Here is a 17,852-nt window from a genome sequence, read left to right on the forward strand (position 1 = left end):
ATAGAGGTCTATTTGCTGGTGAAAAAATTATGCATTACTTAGTGCAGCTTCCTTTAGTTCTGACTGAATCGTATCGTAGTAAGGTTTGTCGCGGAAACGCTTCATATCTCCAACGACAAAAAACTTTTCCTTCGCTCTCGTTACAGCGACATTAAGCAAGTTCGGCTTTGAGCATGACCAGTCAGCAGCACCTTCAGAATTTTCATCCGTTCCACAGACGAAGTAGACTACATCCGCTTCTTTTCCCTGAAAAGTATGAACCGTTCCAACTGAACGCTTCAGCCACTCTTTTATTTCCTTCTCCTCATAATCCTTTAGCAGGCGTTCTTTTATAACTCTTTTCAAATTATTCTTTACTGCTGTGAAAGGAGTGATAATATACACTTCTGGACTCTTGCCCTTTTCCCAGTGTTCAAAAACCCTTTCAGCAACCAAAACACCTTGCTCTCGGACGTATTGTTTGTCAACAGCGTTCCCTTTGCAATCGAGCCAGTATCCTTGCCCGTTATCTTCTGTTTCTGCTGCCAGCACCATTTTTTCTTGATAGGCAATTTTATTCGCTATCGTAAACATAGGATTCAGGCACCTTCTATGAACCCATAATGGTGTGCCGATCCAGTTCCCGTCTTTAAACGTTCCATATGGATTGGCCTGGTCTGCCAGCACTTGAACCGATGAGGAATACCCTGCGTATTTCTCATCCACCTGATAAATCTTTCGAATATCAGCTAAGATGGTTTTATCCGTTGTGACAACAGGCTCGATTTGAATAGGGTCTCCAACTGCTATCACCTGCCTGGATCTCCAAATTACCCCCGCAGCCTGCTGAGGACTTGCTTGTCCAGCTTCATCTATGAACAAGTAGCCAATTCGATCTGAGCCGATCCCTCTATACATGTTTCCTGCGCTCGCAAAGGTCGTACTTATTACCGGGGTAATAAAATGCAAGGTTTGCCACATCTCATCCATCAAATCCAGATCATCTTTTGTATTAAGGTCTAATTCTTTGCGGTTAAACAGGACCCTCACCATTGAACGGACTTGATTATAATTTAATGCCAGAAAGATTTTATGGACCTTGAGCGCTTTAATAAAAAGCAGGCCTCTCTTGAGCAACAAATCATTTGTCAGCCAAGGTGTTGTGTTTTGACGAAACGCATAGGCACCGGGATCCCAGTAGGAATCGTCAGACAGTACCACACCTTGGTTCTTGTAATTGGAAAATGCCTGTTGATACACTATCTGTTTCCTGCTAAGTGATTCAACCTTTTTCTCCAGGCTTGACACTGTACTTTCCAAACTACACTTTTGCTTTTCTTTCGCTTCCATCTCTTCCAATACATTCAACAGGCCAGCCCTAATTGATGTTTTTTGGGTTGTCTCTTTTCCAAGCAGGCGCTGAAACAATCCTTCCTTAGGAATCAGATCAAGCTTCTTATATAATACATTTTGTTCTTTGGACAGCTTTTCAATTTGCAGGTCCATTTCAAGAAGAGCATTTTTTGATGTGGTCAGCTCCTCTTCCAGTTTATCTCGATCATTATTATCCCTGTTGGCCTTATAAAAGAGCTGGCTGAATTCCTGCAGTTCTGCCTTTTCTTGCTCAATGTCAGCTAACAGATCCTTAAACTCTTTAACTGCTTCATTCCAGGAATTTTCCTTCAGTGTTTTGCGATAGGAATCTAATTGAGAGATAAATGTTTTTCCATTTTTCCCTGTCGGATCGAATAGAGCACTCGCATATTTATCAATGTTGCTGCTTCTGCCTAAAGCAGCAGAGAATAAGCCCCACACATCATTACTGTCTATTAAAAGCTCGGAAGTCTCAGGAAACAGGTTCAGCATCTCTGCTTCTTGCCTGTAGGTTTGTTCAAAGTCATTGAGTGTTTTAATCTTATCCTCAGATTTAATGAATCTTATCATATTCTTCTTCTCTGGAAGTTCTTTCGAAATATTTTCTACTGCTCCATTGTTGCTTGATGCGACTACAATGGAGTAATTTTTTAATGTATTGCTTACTTTATAGGTTTGCAGCGGATAATTATTCAGTTGAATTTTGCGGTCTTTAATAAAAGCCTCTGAGGGATCTCTGTATTTAACCATCTCTTTTGTTCGTTTGACGATAATATTTGCGATAACATCCTTTAATAGAGTCGTTTTCCCCGTGCCTGGAGGTCCATTTACGGAATGGATGGGCTGACTGCCGTTCAAAATCTGATTAACCGCTGACTGCTGCATTAAATACAACCGATGCTCGACCGGAGAAGGCCATCTAGCGGGAGGAAGATTTTTTGGCTGGAGAACTTCCTCTAAATATGCCCTATTTTCATCAATATCCTGCCGTTCAGTTGTACCCGTTAAAAAGGCTGTAAGAGCTTCATTCAAGCGATCTTCTTTAAGCAGGTTCTCTAAATCTTCTAAGTACATACTCGTAGAATTCAAGTTATTGGGCTTTTGACCTTCCTTGAAAATGGACAGTTCAACATAAATCTTTCTTTCATCTGAAAGGAACATAAAATCTTTCTCAAGCATTTCTATGAATTGATCCAGGCTTTCTTTAGTAACTCCATTTAAAAATAGCCGCTGTGCCTCTTCATTTACATCAGCAATAACACTGCGATAAATTTCACTTAAATGCTTGTAATCGATCGCTTTGCCTTTTTCCATGTTAGAAAGGACATGAACCAATAGCGGGATAAAAGCAGATTCCTTCTCAAATTCGCCATTCTGTCCCACCTTAATTGAACAGCTATAAAACTTATTAGGTTCTTTATTGATTACTTCCTCATTACTGTTAAAATAGGTGCGAAAGGATTCAATCATCTTATATTTTGGAAAAATATTAAAATAGACCTTAAAATCCCATTGGTGATTTTTTTTAATTCCTATTTCTTCTGTATGATTCCAATTAAGCCGCTCAAGATCCAAAGGAACAGTTTTAGATACTTTTTTCTTATCAATAAATAAATGCTCAGATAAATGTTCATCCAATTTAGGCAGTTCACCAGGATTTAATGACTCAATCAGATGCCAGGATTGCAAAATACGTGAGGTGTCCATTCATTCTCCTCCAACAGTTTCTTATTCCATCTTTACCAGATCTTTCTTTCTAAATTTTAACATAGCTGTATAATAGATTCGTTATGAACTTTCATTCCAGTTTCAAGAAAGGGAGGAATCATTATGACAAACATACCGAAAAATTTCCTATGGGGCGGAGCATTAGCTGCTCACCAGTTTGAAGGCGGATGGAATGAAGGCGGCAAAGGACCGAGCGTGGTGGATGTGATGACGGCGGGTGCCCATGGCGTCCCAAGGAAAATCACCGACACAATTGAAGAAAATGAGTTTTATCCGAATCATGAAGCCATTGACTTTTATCATCATTATAAAGAAGACATCGCCCTGTTTAGTGAAATGGGCTTAAAATGCCTGCGCACATCGATTGCCTGGAGCCGGATTTTTCCTAAGGGAGACGAACCGGAACCGAATGAAGAAGGCTTGCAGTTTTATGATGATGTATTCGATGAACTTCTTAAATACGGTATCGAACCGGTAATTACACTCTCCCACTTTGAAATGCCGCTTCATTTGGCAAGAGAATACGGCGGCTTCCGAAACCGGAAAATGGTCGATTTCTTCGCAAAATTCGCAGAGGTCTGCTTTAAACGGTACAAAAACAAAGTGAAGTACTGGATGACCTTTAACGAAATTAACAATAAGATGGACGTTAACAATCCGCTGTTCCTCTGGACCAATTCAGGCGTTCAAGTAGAGCCGGGTGAAAACGCGAAAGAGATCATGTACATTGCCGGCCATCACGAGCTGCTGGCGAGCGCCCTTGCTGTAGCAAAAGGAAAAGAAATCAACCCCGACTTCCAAATTGGTGCGATGGTTTCTCATGTCCCGATCTACCCGTATTCCTCAAATCCGGAAGACATCATGCTCGCTGAAGAAACGATGAGACAGCGTTATTTCTTCCCGGATGTACATGTCCGCGGGTATTATCCAAGCTATGCCTTGAAAGAATTTGAACGCGAGGGCTACCAAATTCCGATTAAAGAAGGCGATGACGACATCCTGAAAAACGGAACCGTTGATTATTTAGGCTTCAGCTATTACATGTCCACCACCGTCAAAAGTGATGTCGTTCAGGACAATGCGGGGGATATCGTAAACGGCGGCTTGCCAAACGGTGTCGAAAACCCGTACATCAAATCAAGCGACTGGGGCTGGGCCATTGATCCAACCGGATTGCGGTACACGTTAAACCGGTTCTATGACCGCTACCAAATTCCGTTGTTTATCGTAGAAAATGGATTCGGCGCCGTCGATACGGTAGAAGAAGACGGCACCATCCATGATGACACAAGAATTGAATACTTGAAATCCCACATTGAAGCTCTAGAAAAAGCGATAACATACGACGGCGTAGACCTGATGGGCTACACACCATGGGGCATCATTGACATCGTCTCCTTTACAACTGGCGAAATGAAAAAACGATACGGAATGATTTATGTAGACCGGGATAATGAGGGCAATGGAACGATGAAGCGGCTTAAGAAGGATTCGTTTTACTGGTACAAAAAAGTAATGGAAGACAACGGAATCAAAAAGTAAATGGAAAGCAGGAACCGGAGATGGTTCCTGCTTTTTTAGCAGAAAGGCTGATACTGACCGTTAAAATCCTTCGGCAATTGAATTCTTATTATTTTAGCAGTGCCCCTTTTGTTGCCGGACCCGCTATTCCATCTACAGCAAGTCCCCTTGCACTTTGGAATTTTTTCACGGCTGCTTCTGTGGCAGGCCCGAAAATCCCATCTACGCCCTTTGTCGAGAATCCCTTTGCCGTAAGGCGCTGCTGCAATTCAGAGACAGCCGCCCCCCGGCTTCCTCTTTTTAAATTCCCGCTCTTTTTCAAAGCTGAGTCATTAGAGGGCTTCGTCTGAGCAGGTGGTGAGCTTTTCAGCGCTCCCCATACTTGCGGTCCGGCAATTCCATCCACGGTTAACCCCCGGGCTTTTTGAAAGCTCAAGACCGCTCTTTCTGTATTTGAACCGAATATTCCGTCAATGCCATTCGTTCGGTAGCCAATACCGGTTAATTTACGCTGCAGGTCCGAGACGGCCGCTCCCCGGCTTCCCTTTTTCAAAAGCGGATAGGCTGAGCCCGGCGACTCTCCGCCGCTTAATGCCCCATACATTTTCCCGAGCGAACTAAACGATTTTCCAGAAGTGGTAATAACAACAGGTGTGTTAATCGGAACCTGGTTATACAGCCACTCCACCTCATGATCATACATTCTGACGCAGCCGCTGGATACATACCCGCCAATGGATGCAGGGTTGCTGTTGCCATGAATGGCATACGTCGTCCCCCAAGTTCCCCGCGCATTCAGGCCAAGCCACCTGTTCCCGAGTGGATTTCTCGGATCCCCGCCTGGAATCCCCTTGGAATAATAAGGTCTGTTGACAATTTTATTTACCACTTTAAATTTCCCTTCAGGTGTAAGAGACTGGCTCCTCCCTGTACCGACCTTAAACACTTTTCTCAGACTGCCATTTTCAAAATAGCCCAGCTGGTTGACTGCCTTGTTAATAATGATAATTTTGCCGGCTGCAGCATTGGCCGGTTCACCGGCAAGAAAGAAAAGAATGAGCAAACTGCTGAAAAAAACGAGACACTTCTTTGCCAAAAGCCTCCGCCCCCTATTTCCGAATTATGGACCATTTAACTATATGCAGGGAAAGTTTGGGCAATATCACCAAACAGCCAACTTACACAATTCAATTAAAAAGCGACATGAAATAGAGGATTATAGGGCATTGTGAAGAGATTTGAAGATAAGTATTTATTCTTTTCAGCAGGAAATTAGCCTCTGCTTATAAAAAATTAAGAGTAGTAAAAACGAAAGGCGGCTGATGAAGAATGAGTCCTGATTTAACATTGCAGCAAATTGCCGAGGGAATTCCAAAATCTGTCCTAAACGCGACAGACAAGGATTTAGAAGGTTTTCAAAAAATAATGGAAGAAACCATTAAATTACGGGAAAGCCACAAAAATCTGCAAAAGCTGATCCGGAGCTACTCAACTTCTGTGATTCAGAGGTCGTGACTTAGCATAGGGCTATAGGAATTGGCCTTAGTTAGAGACACTTCACTCTAAAAAGCAGTTAAGCAGAAAAAGTAAATTCCAGCCATATCATCAGCATTCAAAAAGGTATTGGATTTTTAATCCAATACCTTAATTGTGTTTATGGTTTTATTTTTGTCTCTTCTGCAATGTTGATTTCTCCAACTTCTCTATAGAAGAAGTCTTATTCCCAAATATCTTTTAATGTCCAGTACGTTAAGCCGCTTACCTGAGCATTTCCATCTTCGGCAAACAATTCAATGCCCAGTCTTTCTTCTTTAGGATAAATACGGCTAGTCATCACTGCCTGCCCTTCATTCGCAAAAATTTCAATTGACGATCGGTCGATAAAGAACCGCAGGGATAGGCGGCCATCGGCTTGAAGAACTGTACTTCTGATCCCATCCTCCCCTTTCCCGGATTTGGAGCAATCCAGCACAAGCTTCTGTTCATGGATTTGATATTTGATGGTTGTTACCTCTTCGTTTACTCCACGGATGTGGATCCCTGCAGTCTTAGCATCCGTTTTAGAAAGGTCAAAATCGGCTCTTACTTCAATGAGGTCCTCTTTCGTTTCAATAAAAAATTGTCCGGAGACGGTTTGATCCACACACACATGATGCTCAGCTTCCCGAAGCAGCTCGAGTTCCTGAACAGGACTCATTTGGATTTTGCCGTTTTTTCCTGCAGTCAGTTCACGGGGAAGTGTCAGCGCACCGGCCCATCCATCCTCCTTGGTTGGCATGTCTGATTCCCACATGTCCATCCATCCAATCGCAATCCGGCGGCCCTTATCATCAAGGAACGTTTGAACCGCGTAGAAATCATGACCATGGTCCAGCTCATTGAAGGACCCATGCTCGAATTCATTTGTTTCGTAATTGTAAGCTCCGGTGAGGTAACCGGTCTGGAATAAATTTTTGCAGGAGTCCCCTTGGGCATCCATTCCTTGAGGAGAGAACAGCAAGACGTGCTTGCCGCCGAGTTCAAAAAAATCCGGGCATTCCCACATGTATCCGAGTGTTCCATCGCTTTCAGCCAAAACACCGATGTATTCCCATTCTCTTAAATCCTTTGATTTATACAAAACAACTTTCCCGGTTTCCTCTTTTCTCGTCCCTAAAACCATATACCAATATTCCTCATGCTTCCACACTTTCGGATCACGGAAATGTCCGGAGCCTTCAGCCGGAATTTCAGAGATAACCGGATTTAACGGTTCTTTTGTAAAATGAATTCCGTCTGTTGAGGTGGCAATGCATTGAGATTGGTCCAAAATGTCTTTTTCACGGTCAATAAACAAGTTTCCGGTATAAATCAAGGTGAGTACGCCGTCATCATCCACTGCACTTCCAGAAAAACATCCGCCTTTTTCATATTCTTCGGTTGGAGCAAGAGCAATTGGCAAGTGGTCCCAGTGAACCAGATCCTTGCTTTTCACGTGGCCCCAGTGCATGGGTCCCCAATTTTCATCATACGGGTGATGCTGATAAAAAACATGGTACTCTCCATTGTATTGAATCAATCCATTCGGATCATTGATCCAATTGGCTGGAGCCATAATGTGGTAGCCCAGTCTAAAACGCCCGTTTACTTTTGATTTTGCTTTCTGGAGCGCTTCCTCCGCTTGCTGAAGTTCATTCATTGTTAACATGGATAAACCCTCCTATATTACCTTTTGTAATTTTCTTGTATGATTGGTTAGTTTCTCTTTAGAGTTTACAAGAGTAAACATGGATAGAACAGTGAAGAAGAGAACGAATACTCCCATGATCAGGTACGATTGGCGGAAGCCGATCTGATCGTATAATGATCCCGCTAACGGCGATAGAATGGAAGCTCCCACCTGTGAGGCAAATTGGAAGCCAACCAAGTAAAGAATGGATGAAAGTCTTGTATCAAAGTTTGCTGCCAGGTACTTGAAGATGGCAATCAGCATAATCGGCAATTCTAATGCGTGAATGAGCTTCATGGATGAAATTCCGATCGGCTCGAACACAAGACCAGATCCGATGATCCTAAAGGCCATCAGGAAGCCCGCAAGGATTAAGCTTCTTTTAGCCCCAAGTCTGTTTACAATCGCTGGAGCCAGAAACATCATTCCCGCTTCCAGGAATACTTGGAATGAATTCAAATAGCCAAATACCTGATTCCCCATCGCCTCTGTTGGGAATAAGGATGAATAATAGATCGGAAACTGCTGGTCATAAACGGAATATACGCAAGTAACTCCGATTACGTAAAGCATCAGGAGCCAGAAGTCTTTTAAGAGAAACAGCTGTCCCACATCCTTCAGCGTAACAGACTCCGCTCTTTCAACCTCCGAATTTGTCATTTCCACCTTAATTGAAACGATGATTGCTACTAGTATAACGGCCGATGCAGAAGCGATCCAAAAGTTGATAGCAGGGTCAATGTTGTACAATTGTCCCGCAAAAAAAGTAGCGGCTGCCCAGCCTAATGAACCCCACATCCTTGATCTTCCATATTCAAATTGATATTTCCGGCTGATCTTTTCGATATAGGACTCGATTGCCCCTATCCCTGCAAGAAAGGCTGCGCCCAGATAAATTCCCCCGACAGCCGCCCCAAGTAAGACATTGTATTGCAGGAGAGGGCCATATACATAAATATAGAAAGGGCCCACGAATACAAGCATCATGCTGATTACGAATAGAATGTTTTTCTTCAGCCCGATTTTATCCGAAATATATCCATATAACGGCTGCATGCACAGAGCAAAGATAGCGTTTACAGAAAAGACAATACCGGTTTCAGCCCCGTTGAGATTGATCTCCTGTCCAAGCCAAATGGAAAACAGAGAATAACTCGATGACCAAGTGAAAAAGAAAAAGAAAAAATATGCACTTAGCTTAACGTAAAGACCCTTTGAACCCTTCATATTCATTTCCCCTTTTAACTATTTAGTAAAATATGAAAGCACTTTCAACATCATCTTATGTCAAGCGCTTTCATATGTCAACCGGTTGACATAGATTAATATAAAAAAACACCGCTTCATGCGATGCTTCAGACCGTGTTTCCCCTTAACAGCTCTACCGGAAGCTTTGTTTCAAGGGGAATATCAGCAAATTCTCCTTCAATTTCTTTCATAAGAATGTCCATAGCCGTTTTTCCTATTTGAGGAATAGGCTGCTTGATTGTAGATAATCCCGGCATTAAAATCCGCACAGTCTCCGTACCATCATAGCCGATCACCTTCACATCACCAGGGATATCTTTGCTGTAATTCCGGGCTTCATTTATAACGGCAGCAGCAAACAAATCATTTGTCGCAAATACACCGTCCACTTCAGGGCATTTACTAAACATTTTCCTGACCACTGCCTGTTGGCTTTCCTGATTAAACACTTCAGGAATTTCATAAATGATCGGGGCTCTCCCGTGCTTCTCCATTAAATCAATATACGCTCTTCTTCGCAATCTGGCAGGTGTTTCTAATTCTCCGGCCCCATCTATTAAAACAATGCACTTACACCCATTTGCAATCAGCAGATCTGTTGCCTTCTTTCCGCCTTCGTAGTTATCAGAGCTCACAACCGGAATGGTCTCTGAAAGGTACCGGTCAATGGCCACAACGGCCAGGCCCTGTTTATGGTAATCAAGGATTCCCCGATTATGTGTCCCGACGATAATCCCATCCACTTGATTTCTCAGCAGCATTTCCAAATATTTTTCCTCTTTATCCATCTGATTCAGACTATTGCACAGCAGCACTTTGTAGCCCAAGGAGGCACTGATGCTTTCAATATGATAGGTAAGCTCACCAAAAAAAGGATTTGCAGTCGTAGGCAAGATCAGACCTATTATGTTCGATCTTTTATTGAAAAGCGAACGGGCCACATCATTTGGAAAATAATTCAATTCATTCATTGCCTTTTGAACTTTATCTTTCGTTTCGCTGCTTATATAGCCCCGATTATTCATCACCCTGGATACTGTAGTGGGTGAAACACCCGCCAATTTTGCCACATCTTCAATTTTAGGTTTCATCCCTTAATCCTCCTGCGAACCTGTAAGGCTATGTGTATATTAATCAGAAAGCGTTGCCAATTTTACTTTAAAGGCTGGAAATCCATCTGCATAAACAGTCGCTTTCCCCCGTACAAAAGCAATCGGCCTTTCCGGGAACATCAATGGCTAGCAAGATGCGCCATCATATTCTTCCATAATCTTTAGAACTATTATATCATTTTTACCTTCAGTTTCTAAGGTGATTAGGAGAACTTAACAAGGTTTGGATTGCTTCATTTTTCAAGAAACAGTTATATGCTCCCCCACATACTAAAAAATTTGAAAGAACCAGTTTTGACTACAGGATGCGCCACACACCTCTCCCATGCTTTTTTCAGGAAGGTATTTTATAATGAGGACAGTGATAATAGAAAGGTTGGCGTCATAATGACTCAAAATATAAAATTAACATCCCTATCAACGAAAGGCGGCTGCGGCTGCAAAATCGGACCAGCTGATCTGCAGGAGGTTATCCGCACTCTTCCCCCTGCCGTACCGAACCCTGATTTGCTTGTCGGCCTCGACACGAGTGACGATGCCGGTGTGTACCGTCTGACGGACGAGCTTGCGATTGTTCAGACGCTTGATTTCTTCACCCCGATCGTTGACGATCCGTATTCCTTCGGCCAGGTGGCAGCTGCGAACGCGATCAGCGACATTTATGCGATGGGAGGCACACCGCTTACGGCCCTGAATATCGTTGCTTTCCCGATCGCAGATCTGGACAAGCAGATTCTCGCTGACATCCTCCGCGGTGCAGGCGATAAGCTGAAAGAAGCCGGTGCAACGCTTGTCGGCGGACATTCCATCGAGGATAAAGAACCAAAATTCGGTTTGGCAGTAACCGGAACGGTCCATCCTGATAAAGTACGTGCCAATGCTGGTGCAAAACCAGGTGACAAATTGATTTTAACGAAGCCGATCGGTGTCGGCATCCTGACTTCTTCCCTAAAGAGAGATTTGTTGAATGAAGAAGAAATTGCCCGTGTCACAGAAGTGATGGCGACGCTGAATAAAACAGCAGCCGAAACGATGGCACAATATGACGTGCACGCGTGCACCGATGTAACAGGCTTCGGGCTGCTCGGCCACACATCTGAAATGGCAAAAGGGAGCAAAGCGGGCATCCGGATTGCAAAAGAGGCGGTCCCTGTTCTCCCGAGAGTGCGGGAGCTAGCCGAGCAAGGCGTCATTCCGGGCGGAACGAAAAACAACTTCGCTCATCTGCAGGGAGACGTAACCTTCCCGGAGAGCATGGATCAGATTGATCAATACATTTTGTGTGACGCAGTGACGTCCGGCGGGCTGCTCATTTCCGTGGCAGGCAGCGAAGCAGATGCTTTACTGAAGGATCTGCTCGATGCAGGCGTGGAAGCGGCCATAGTCGGAGACGTTACAGCCGATCATCCGGGGCACATCACGGTTTCGGAGAAGCTTTAACGGGAGAAGGGCGGAATTACGGTGTTTCAGGACTTACATGTTGATCAGTTATTAGAGATGCAAAACGAAAAGAAAATCACGGCGGTGGATGTCCGATCCCCGTCTGAATACAGAGAAGCAACCATTCCGGGGGCCTTGAACATTCCCCTTTTTAATGATGAAGAACGTGCCGAGATCGGCACCATCTATAAACATGTCGGCGTACAGGCAGCTAAAGACCGCGGTCTCGAAATAGTGTCGGCAAAGCTTCCGGAATTCATCAAGACGTTCAGCGCAATCCCCGGACATAAGGTCGTCTTCTGCTGGAGAGGCGGGATGCGGAGCCGGACGTCTGCGACAGTGCTCGACCTAATGGGCCTTAAAACGTTCCGGCTCGACGGAGGCGTCAGAGCCTACCGCCGCTGGGTTGTCGACAAAATCGAAACCATCGACTTCCAGCCGGACGCCTATGTACTGAACGGCTATACCGGCTCAGGCAAAACATGGCTGCTGCACAGACTGAAGGAGCAGGGCTATCCGGTCCTGGACCTCGAAGGAATGGCGAACCACCGGGGTTCCATCTTCGGCCAGATCGGGCTTGAGCCCCATAACCAGAAGACCTTCGACTCTCTTTTGATGAAGGACACCCTTCCGCTCCAAACCTCCCCTTTCGTTGTCCTGGAAGCGGAAAGCAAGCGGATCGGGAAGGCTGTACTGGCTGAGTTCATCGCCAAAAAGAAAGAACAGGGCACCCAGCTGTTCCTCGACATCCCAAGGGCCGAGCGCGCCCGGTTCCTTGTCGAAGACTACAAACCATGGGAGCACCACGACGAATGCATGAAAGCCTTCAACCGGATCAAAACCCGGATCCACACCCCGGCCGCCGCACAGATTGAAACCTCCCTTCAATCCGGAAACTACATAGAAGCGGTTGAGCTGCTGCTGGAATACTACTATGACCCGCGCTACGAGCATACCGCCAAGCGGTATCCGGAGGAGAGCAGAATCACGATTTCTGTGAAAAATGCGGAGGAAGCACTTGGGGAGCTTGTGAAGGTTTTGCCGGTGCCGGTTAGGAAATGATTGTTGATATTGAAGCACTTTACTGGGGACAGTGAGGTGCTTTTTTTACTTAACACAAAATTGAAGGTCACATTGCTTTCTCATATTTATCATATCTATTGACTAAAATATAACGTTTTAGTTATAATCGAGTCGTAAATAATAACATATTTGTTATCATTTTTTTGAAGCGAGGGAATAATATGAACTACGAGGTAATCTTTTATGAAGATGATCGTGGTCGTTCCCCTGTTAAAGATTTCTTAGACCAATTAGATGCCAAAGCCGGGAACAGCAAGCAAGCAAGCAAAACAGTTATTAAGCAAGATTGTTTTGTACATTGAAATTCTGCAGAAGTCAGGATCACGTTCTGGGTTGCCATATACTAAAAATATAGGCAACGGAATTTGGGAACTGCGTCCAAAAGATCATAGAGTTTTTTTCTTCGGATGGGAAGGAAATAAAATCGTTTTACTTCACACCTTTAGAAAACAAACACAAAAAACTCCCCAAAGAGAAATTGACCAAGCAGAAAAAGAGATGGCTGATTGGCTGATCAATGTAAAAAGAAGAATGCAGGGTACATCATAATCTATGAATGTTAAGGGGAGTAGAACGCTCCCCTCATTCATAAAAGGATTGCCGCAGTGATTAAAAACAAAAGCTAATTAAAATCGGGAAAAGAGGTGAAGCATATGGATTGGGCTGACTACAAAAAGCAAATTACATCGTTAGATCAATCTGAGATCGAGCAGATTGAACTTGTCGCCCAGCTAATCATTCGTCGGAAGACGTTAGGCTTAACTCAAAGAGAACTGGCAGAAAGAACCGGACTAAAGCAAGCGGCTATTGCACGTCTAGAAAGAGAAGGGGCTATTCCCCGCCTGGATACCCTCGAAAAAGTTGCAAAAGCATTAGGTCTTAAACTCACGCTTATAGATGAAAACGCAACTTCAAAGGAGGTCGTTTCATCCTGACTTCTTAAACAAAGGGATCTAATCACCTTCCTCTCCGGGAAGGTGATTTTTTTGGCTAGAGCGAGCTCTAATGCCCTTAATAAGCATATTACGCAAGTCCAACATCTCAAGACTATCAATCTTTCATCTGTTATCATGACTTCTGCTTCCCGGTTTCTTTTCTTTTTTCCTCTAATTCCTCTTCGATCTTTTTCGCTTCTTCTTCAAGAGTATTCAAGTATTGTGAAGGAGTTTTAGTTACTTCAACTTTTTGAACTTTCTCTTTTGCCGCACTGGCTTTTATATGGGTCGAGTCAGTCACCACTATTTCTCCTGTTACCAGCCCCTCCCTAATACAGAGCTGAACCACATGGTCGAAGATTTCCTGAAACACCTTCCCATCCTTGAATCGTCTGCGGCGATTCTGACTAAATACAGAGTGGTCGGGAACAGGATCTGTCAGATCCAGCCCTAAGAACCAGCGATAGCCAACATTTAATTTCACATCTAATTCCAACTTGCGTTCGGAATCAATATTGAAAAGATAGCCAATCAACAGCATTTTATACAACAAAACAGGATCAATGGATTTGCGGCCAACTGGGGAGTAGTACTTTTCCATCTTTGTATAAATAAAGGAGAAATCAATCTTTTCTTGGATTTTTCTCAATAAATAATTAGCAGGAACAAGCGCTTCTATATCAATAAATTCTAATTTCCCTTGTGAATCTTCTTTACGTCCCATCATAAAAATACCCCCAAATAAAAAATCGGTGTTGAATAATCATTCGACACCGATCTTAGGAATTCCTATTAGATTGTCAACAGCCCCGGGAGGGTGGTTTTTTGTGCTTCAGTACAAAATTTTCTCTCTTTTCTCTTCCTCATAGACCCTTTCTGCCACAAACTGCTTCAATAACGTCTGATAGGGTACATTCTTCTTTTCAGCCACCTTCTGAAGCCGGGACAGCAGGTCGCTATCTATTCTAAGGTTGATGGGCTTAGTGGACTGCTTTCGGGGTAAAGGCAAATCTTCCTCATCCTCAATGTGTGTGGCATTCAGCAAGTCTTCGCTCATAGCATGCTTCTCCCAAAATTGCTTTGTTTCTTCTTCACTCATATCTTGAGGAATTTCATTCAAATCATCTATAAAAATTCTGCCTAGCTCATCCATTCTTTTCTTCTTTCTTCGAGCCTCACCCATCTTTATTGCCTCCTTTTCCTATTGTATGATTTTCGTTCTGTTTTCGTTGCATCCCATCCTGTATTAGGTCTAATCTTTTTCTCACGCTTTGTATAAATGATGGCCAGTAACCGCCCAACTTCTGTCATGCCAATAATTTTTCTATTTCCACTATGTGCATGATGTATGCTCCGGTCCAGATCGTAAAAAGCTTCTTCTGCTTCCTGTGGTGAAATGTCATGCTGAAATATATGCTAGATATTTCCTCTGTCCCAATCGAACACAGACCTCACTCCTCCTACTATTTCCGTATCCACATCTGTATATACATTATATTCTGTAGCGTTGCATAATACAATTCTGGACTGAACTGCCTCATGTTCCCGCTACAAAAACTACCATTCAGAACAAATAAAAAGAACGCTGCACCAGCGTTCCATTCTTCTTTTGAATTAAAAGCTTTAATCACACCAGCCCATGCGGCACATACAACTCTTCCAAACTCCTAATCTCTTCATCCGTCAATCTTACTGACAGGGCCTCCACTGCATCCTCAAGATGACCCAACTTTGTCGCTCCAATAATCGGAGCTGTGACTTCCTCCTTCTGCAGCAGCCAGGCCAGTGCAACTTGAGCACGCGGGATTTCTCGTGCAGCTGCCACTTCCGCTACTCTCTCTGCTACTTTCCGGTCTGCTTCCTCGGATTTAGCAAATAGTCCCTTTGCAATCTGATCTCTTTCTGACCTTGCCGTCTGCTCATCCCAGTCTCTTGTCAGGCGGCCGGCTGCTAATGGGAGATAGGGTGTGACTCCGATGCCTTCTTCTTTGCAAAGCGGCAGCATCTCCCTCTCTTCTTCTCTGTAAAGCAGGTTCAGCCTGTTTTCCATCGAAATGAACTTTGTCCAGCCGTTCCGGTCTGCAGCATGCTGGGCTTTCAGGAATTGCCAGGCAAGCATGGAGGATGCGCCTATGTACCTCACCTTGCCCGCTTTCACTAAATCATGCAGGGCCTCCATCGTTTCTTCGATCGGTGTATGCGGATCCCATCGGTGAATTTGGTACAGATCCACATAATCCATCCCGAGCCTCCGCAGGCTATTGTCAATCTCAGTCATGATCGCTTTGCGGGAGAGCCCCATTCCGTTCGGTCCCTTCCGCATCGGGACGAAAACCTTCGTAGCCACCACCACTTCATCGCGCCGGGCGAAATCCTTCATTGCCTTTCCAAGAATCTCCTCACTCGTTCCATCTGAATACATATTCGCCGTACTGAAAAAATTGATCCCCAGATCCAGTGCTTTCTGAATGATCGGCCGGCTCTCCTCTTCCTTCAGCGACCACGGTGCATTCCCCCGTTCAGGCTCCCCAAAGCCCATACATCCAAGACACAGCTGCGAAACATCCAATCCCGACCGGCCAAGCTTTACATAGTTCATCACGTCATCATCCCCCATCCTCATCAGGTTGATATGTCAACCTAAACACATTATAGCCTCTTGAGGTTGATACGTCAACCGTGATAAACTATACTCATGAAAAAGAATCTGATCAGTCAAGAAGAAATGAATATATGGCACACGTGGAAAGGGTCCTACAAGACCATCTTCGGCCGCGTCGTTAAAGACCTCACCGACAAAACCGGGCTCTCTGAAGGAGACTTCGGCATCCTCGACCGGCTCGATCAATTCGGCAGCGGGGAGCTTCGCCAGCAAGAGCTCGCCGACTCCATGGACTGGGACAAAAGCAGGCTATCCCACCACCTCACCCGCATGGAAAAACGCGGACTCGTCCGCAGAAAACCAGCAGCCACAGACCGCGGGGTACAAGTCATCCTTACTGCTGCCGGAAAAACGGCATTGGATGAAGCCAGACCCGTTGTATCAGCGGCGATTAAAGAACACTTTTTGAGTTTACTGACGGAGGAGGATGTGGCGTCGATTGGGAGGATTGGGGAGAAGGTTAAAAACTAGATTAGCGCCTAGTCTTAACAGCAAATTCTATATAACGCTATTCGAGCTTTGTGTTCCATTAAACTTACAGGTGAATTAGGGGAAATACTCTCCTCATTCACTCATTATTAAATTCTTCTGTGTAAATTCTCTAAAGGCATTTACATTGAATATGTCCGCTTAAGAGTGTTAACCCTTGAAACTGCAACATGATTCTTAACTAATAGTTTGTTTAAGTTTAATTTAAATCAATATCTTCTAATTGTAAGTTGCTTAAAATATTATCTATTAGTTCCTGTTTACAAATTGATCTTTGATACGCCCTCTTATTATTGTATCGTCCAAACGCTTCGTAAAATTTGCCGTCGATATTAAATACTATATTAACAATTATACTACCATTTGTTTGTGGAACTTTTATAAATTCTAACTTCTTAATTATAATCCTCTCCTACATTAAGTTTTATGATATAAAACTAATTAGAATAATTGGAAATTATCACATGGCATTTTAAGAATATCACTTACAACTATTATTTGGTACATTTTTCTATTAAATCTGGTTTTATATGCAAAAAAGGTTCTGATCTCAGACTGTGCGTCAAGTGATGAAGGTGTAGAATAAGGTTTCTTCCTTAACTCACCTTCAATGACAGATAAAACTTAAGCGTTTTTTATACTTATAATAAACTCCAATGTTTCATTAACTGTTTTTTCTATATCATCCTTTATTTCATGTTCCCAAATTCTCTTTAGATTCCAGCCTTTCTCTCGATAGTACATATTTATTTCAGAATCACGTTTAGCATTCCCCAAAAGTTTTTTATCCCAGTATTCTTGATTGCTTTTTGGTCTACTTCCATGAACGGGACAGGCATGCCAAAAACATGAATCAATAAAGATAACAATCTTATATTTTTGAATAACAATATCGGGTTTACCGAGGAGAGTTTTTACATTCTTTCGAAACCGTAACCCTCTATTCCATAATTTACGGGAAACTAAGTTTTCTAATTGTGATTGTGACTGTATAGCCTGCATATTTTTACGACGTATCTCTTTTGATACAGAGTCGACCATATTATCACTCCTGTCTTTTATTTTATTATCTC

Annotated in this window: 17 protein-coding genes; 8 read left to right on the forward strand and 9 right to left on the reverse strand. The window is 43.5% G+C overall.

The features are described 5' to 3' along the window. Positions 1–27 precede the first annotated feature (27 nt). A complete protein-coding gene (locus tag ACQCV8_RS11705; RefSeq protein ID WP_426844813.1) occupies positions 28–3,060 on the reverse strand; it encodes an AAA domain-containing protein in 3,033 nt (1,010 codons plus the stop codon). Between the two features lie 123 nt (positions 3,061–3,183). Between ACQCV8_RS11705 and bglA the strand changes: the two genes are divergently transcribed. Then, positions 3,184–4,623: a 6-phospho-beta-glucosidase BglA gene (gene bglA / locus ACQCV8_RS11710; RefSeq protein ID WP_426844814.1), complete on the forward strand. Its 1,440-nt coding sequence runs from the start codon at positions 3,184–3,186 to the stop codon at positions 4,621–4,623. Positions 4,624–4,711: 88 nt separating this feature from the next. Here the strand turns inward: bglA and ACQCV8_RS11715 are convergent, their stop codons facing one another. Beyond that, on the reverse strand, positions 4,712–5,698 hold the full coding sequence (locus tag ACQCV8_RS11715; protein WP_426844815.1) for a L,D-transpeptidase family protein: 987 nt from the start codon (positions 5,696–5,698) through the stop codon (positions 4,712–4,714). Between the two features lie 233 nt (positions 5,699–5,931). On the opposite strand from ACQCV8_RS11715, the gene ACQCV8_RS11720 reads away from it, so the two are divergent. Then, the gene (locus ACQCV8_RS11720) at positions 5,932–6,117 is read left to right on the forward strand and encodes a hypothetical protein (RefSeq protein WP_426844816.1); all 186 of its coding nucleotides are present in this window, start codon (positions 5,932–5,934) and stop codon (positions 6,115–6,117) included. A 202-nt stretch (positions 6,118–6,319) separates the two neighbouring features. Here ACQCV8_RS11720 and ACQCV8_RS11725 read toward each other — a convergent pair whose 3' ends face one another. From ACQCV8_RS11725 to ACQCV8_RS11735, 3 genes are all read right to left on the reverse strand, one after another. Beyond that, positions 6,320–7,780 carry a glycoside hydrolase family 32 protein gene (locus ACQCV8_RS11725; RefSeq protein WP_426844907.1) on the reverse strand — a complete coding sequence of 487 codons (1,461 nt, stop codon included), beginning with the start codon at positions 7,778–7,780 and terminating at the stop codon, positions 6,320–6,322. Between the two features lie 21 nt (positions 7,781–7,801). Further along, positions 7,802–9,037 (reverse strand): MFS transporter, encoded by a 1,236-nt coding sequence (locus tag ACQCV8_RS11730; RefSeq protein ID WP_426844817.1) that lies wholly within the window; start codon positions 9,035–9,037, stop codon positions 7,802–7,804. Positions 9,038–9,165: 128 nt separating this feature from the next. Continuing rightward, the gene (locus tag ACQCV8_RS11735) at positions 9,166–10,149 is read right to left on the reverse strand and encodes a LacI family DNA-binding transcriptional regulator (RefSeq protein ID WP_426844818.1); all 984 of its coding nucleotides are present in this window, start codon (positions 10,147–10,149) and stop codon (positions 9,166–9,168) included. A 408-nt stretch (positions 10,150–10,557) separates the two neighbouring features. Between ACQCV8_RS11735 and selD the strand changes: the two genes are divergently transcribed. The 5 genes from selD to ACQCV8_RS11760 all read left to right on the forward strand — a co-directional run bounded on the left by selD (position 10,558) and on the right by ACQCV8_RS11760 (position 13,628). Further along, positions 10,558–11,610: a selenide, water dikinase SelD gene (gene selD, locus ACQCV8_RS11740; RefSeq protein WP_426844819.1), complete on the forward strand. Its 1,053-nt coding sequence runs from the start codon at positions 10,558–10,560 to the stop codon at positions 11,608–11,610. 21 nt (positions 11,611–11,631) lie between these two features. Next, complete coding sequence (mnmH, locus tag ACQCV8_RS11745; RefSeq protein WP_426844820.1) at positions 11,632–12,672, forward strand: tRNA 2-selenouridine(34) synthase MnmH; 1,041 nt, start codon at positions 11,632–11,634, stop codon at positions 12,670–12,672. Positions 12,673–12,854: 182 nt separating this feature from the next. After that, on the forward strand, positions 12,855–12,995 hold the full coding sequence (locus tag ACQCV8_RS11750) for a hypothetical protein (protein ID WP_426844821.1): 141 nt from the start codon (positions 12,855–12,857) through the stop codon (positions 12,993–12,995). Next, positions 12,985–13,242 (forward strand): type II toxin-antitoxin system RelE/ParE family toxin, encoded by a 258-nt coding sequence (locus ACQCV8_RS11755; protein ID WP_426844822.1) that lies wholly within the window; start codon positions 12,985–12,987, stop codon positions 13,240–13,242. Before ACQCV8_RS11750 ends, ACQCV8_RS11755 begins: the two co-directional genes overlap by 11 nt. Before the next feature lie 104 nt (positions 13,243–13,346). Next, positions 13,347–13,628, forward strand: a complete 282-nt coding sequence (locus ACQCV8_RS11760; RefSeq protein WP_426844823.1) for a helix-turn-helix domain-containing protein — start codon at positions 13,347–13,349, stop codon at positions 13,626–13,628. A gap of 133 nt (positions 13,629–13,761) precedes the next feature. Here ACQCV8_RS11760 and ACQCV8_RS11765 read toward each other — a convergent pair whose 3' ends face one another. The 3 genes from ACQCV8_RS11765 to ACQCV8_RS11775 form a co-directional block, all read right to left on the reverse strand. After that, on the reverse strand, positions 13,762–14,355 hold the full coding sequence (locus tag ACQCV8_RS11765) for a transposase (protein WP_426844824.1): 594 nt from the start codon (positions 14,353–14,355) through the stop codon (positions 13,762–13,764). Positions 14,356–14,460: 105 nt separating this feature from the next. Beyond that, positions 14,461–14,811, reverse strand: coding sequence for a CopG family antitoxin (locus ACQCV8_RS11770; protein WP_426844825.1), 351 nt, complete (start codon positions 14,809–14,811; stop codon positions 14,461–14,463). 444 nt (positions 14,812–15,255) lie between these two features. Next, positions 15,256–16,227 (reverse strand): aldo/keto reductase, encoded by a 972-nt coding sequence (locus ACQCV8_RS11775; protein ID WP_426844908.1) that lies wholly within the window; start codon positions 16,225–16,227, stop codon positions 15,256–15,258. Positions 16,228–16,323: 96 nt separating this feature from the next. Between ACQCV8_RS11775 and ACQCV8_RS11780 the strand changes: the two genes are divergently transcribed. Beyond that, a complete protein-coding gene (locus ACQCV8_RS11780; RefSeq protein WP_426844826.1) occupies positions 16,324–16,761 on the forward strand; it encodes a MarR family winged helix-turn-helix transcriptional regulator in 438 nt (145 codons plus the stop codon). Positions 16,762–17,403: 642 nt separating this feature from the next. Here ACQCV8_RS11780 and ACQCV8_RS11785 read toward each other — a convergent pair. Next, a complete protein-coding gene (locus tag ACQCV8_RS11785; protein WP_426844827.1) occupies positions 17,404–17,820 on the reverse strand; it encodes a very short patch repair endonuclease in 417 nt (138 codons plus the stop codon). Positions 17,821–17,852 lie beyond the last annotated feature (32 nt).

The sequence above is a fragment of the Metabacillus sp. 84 genome (assembly GCF_050107715.1).
Classification (GTDB): Bacteria; Bacillota; Bacilli; order Bacillales; family Bacillaceae; genus Metabacillus_B.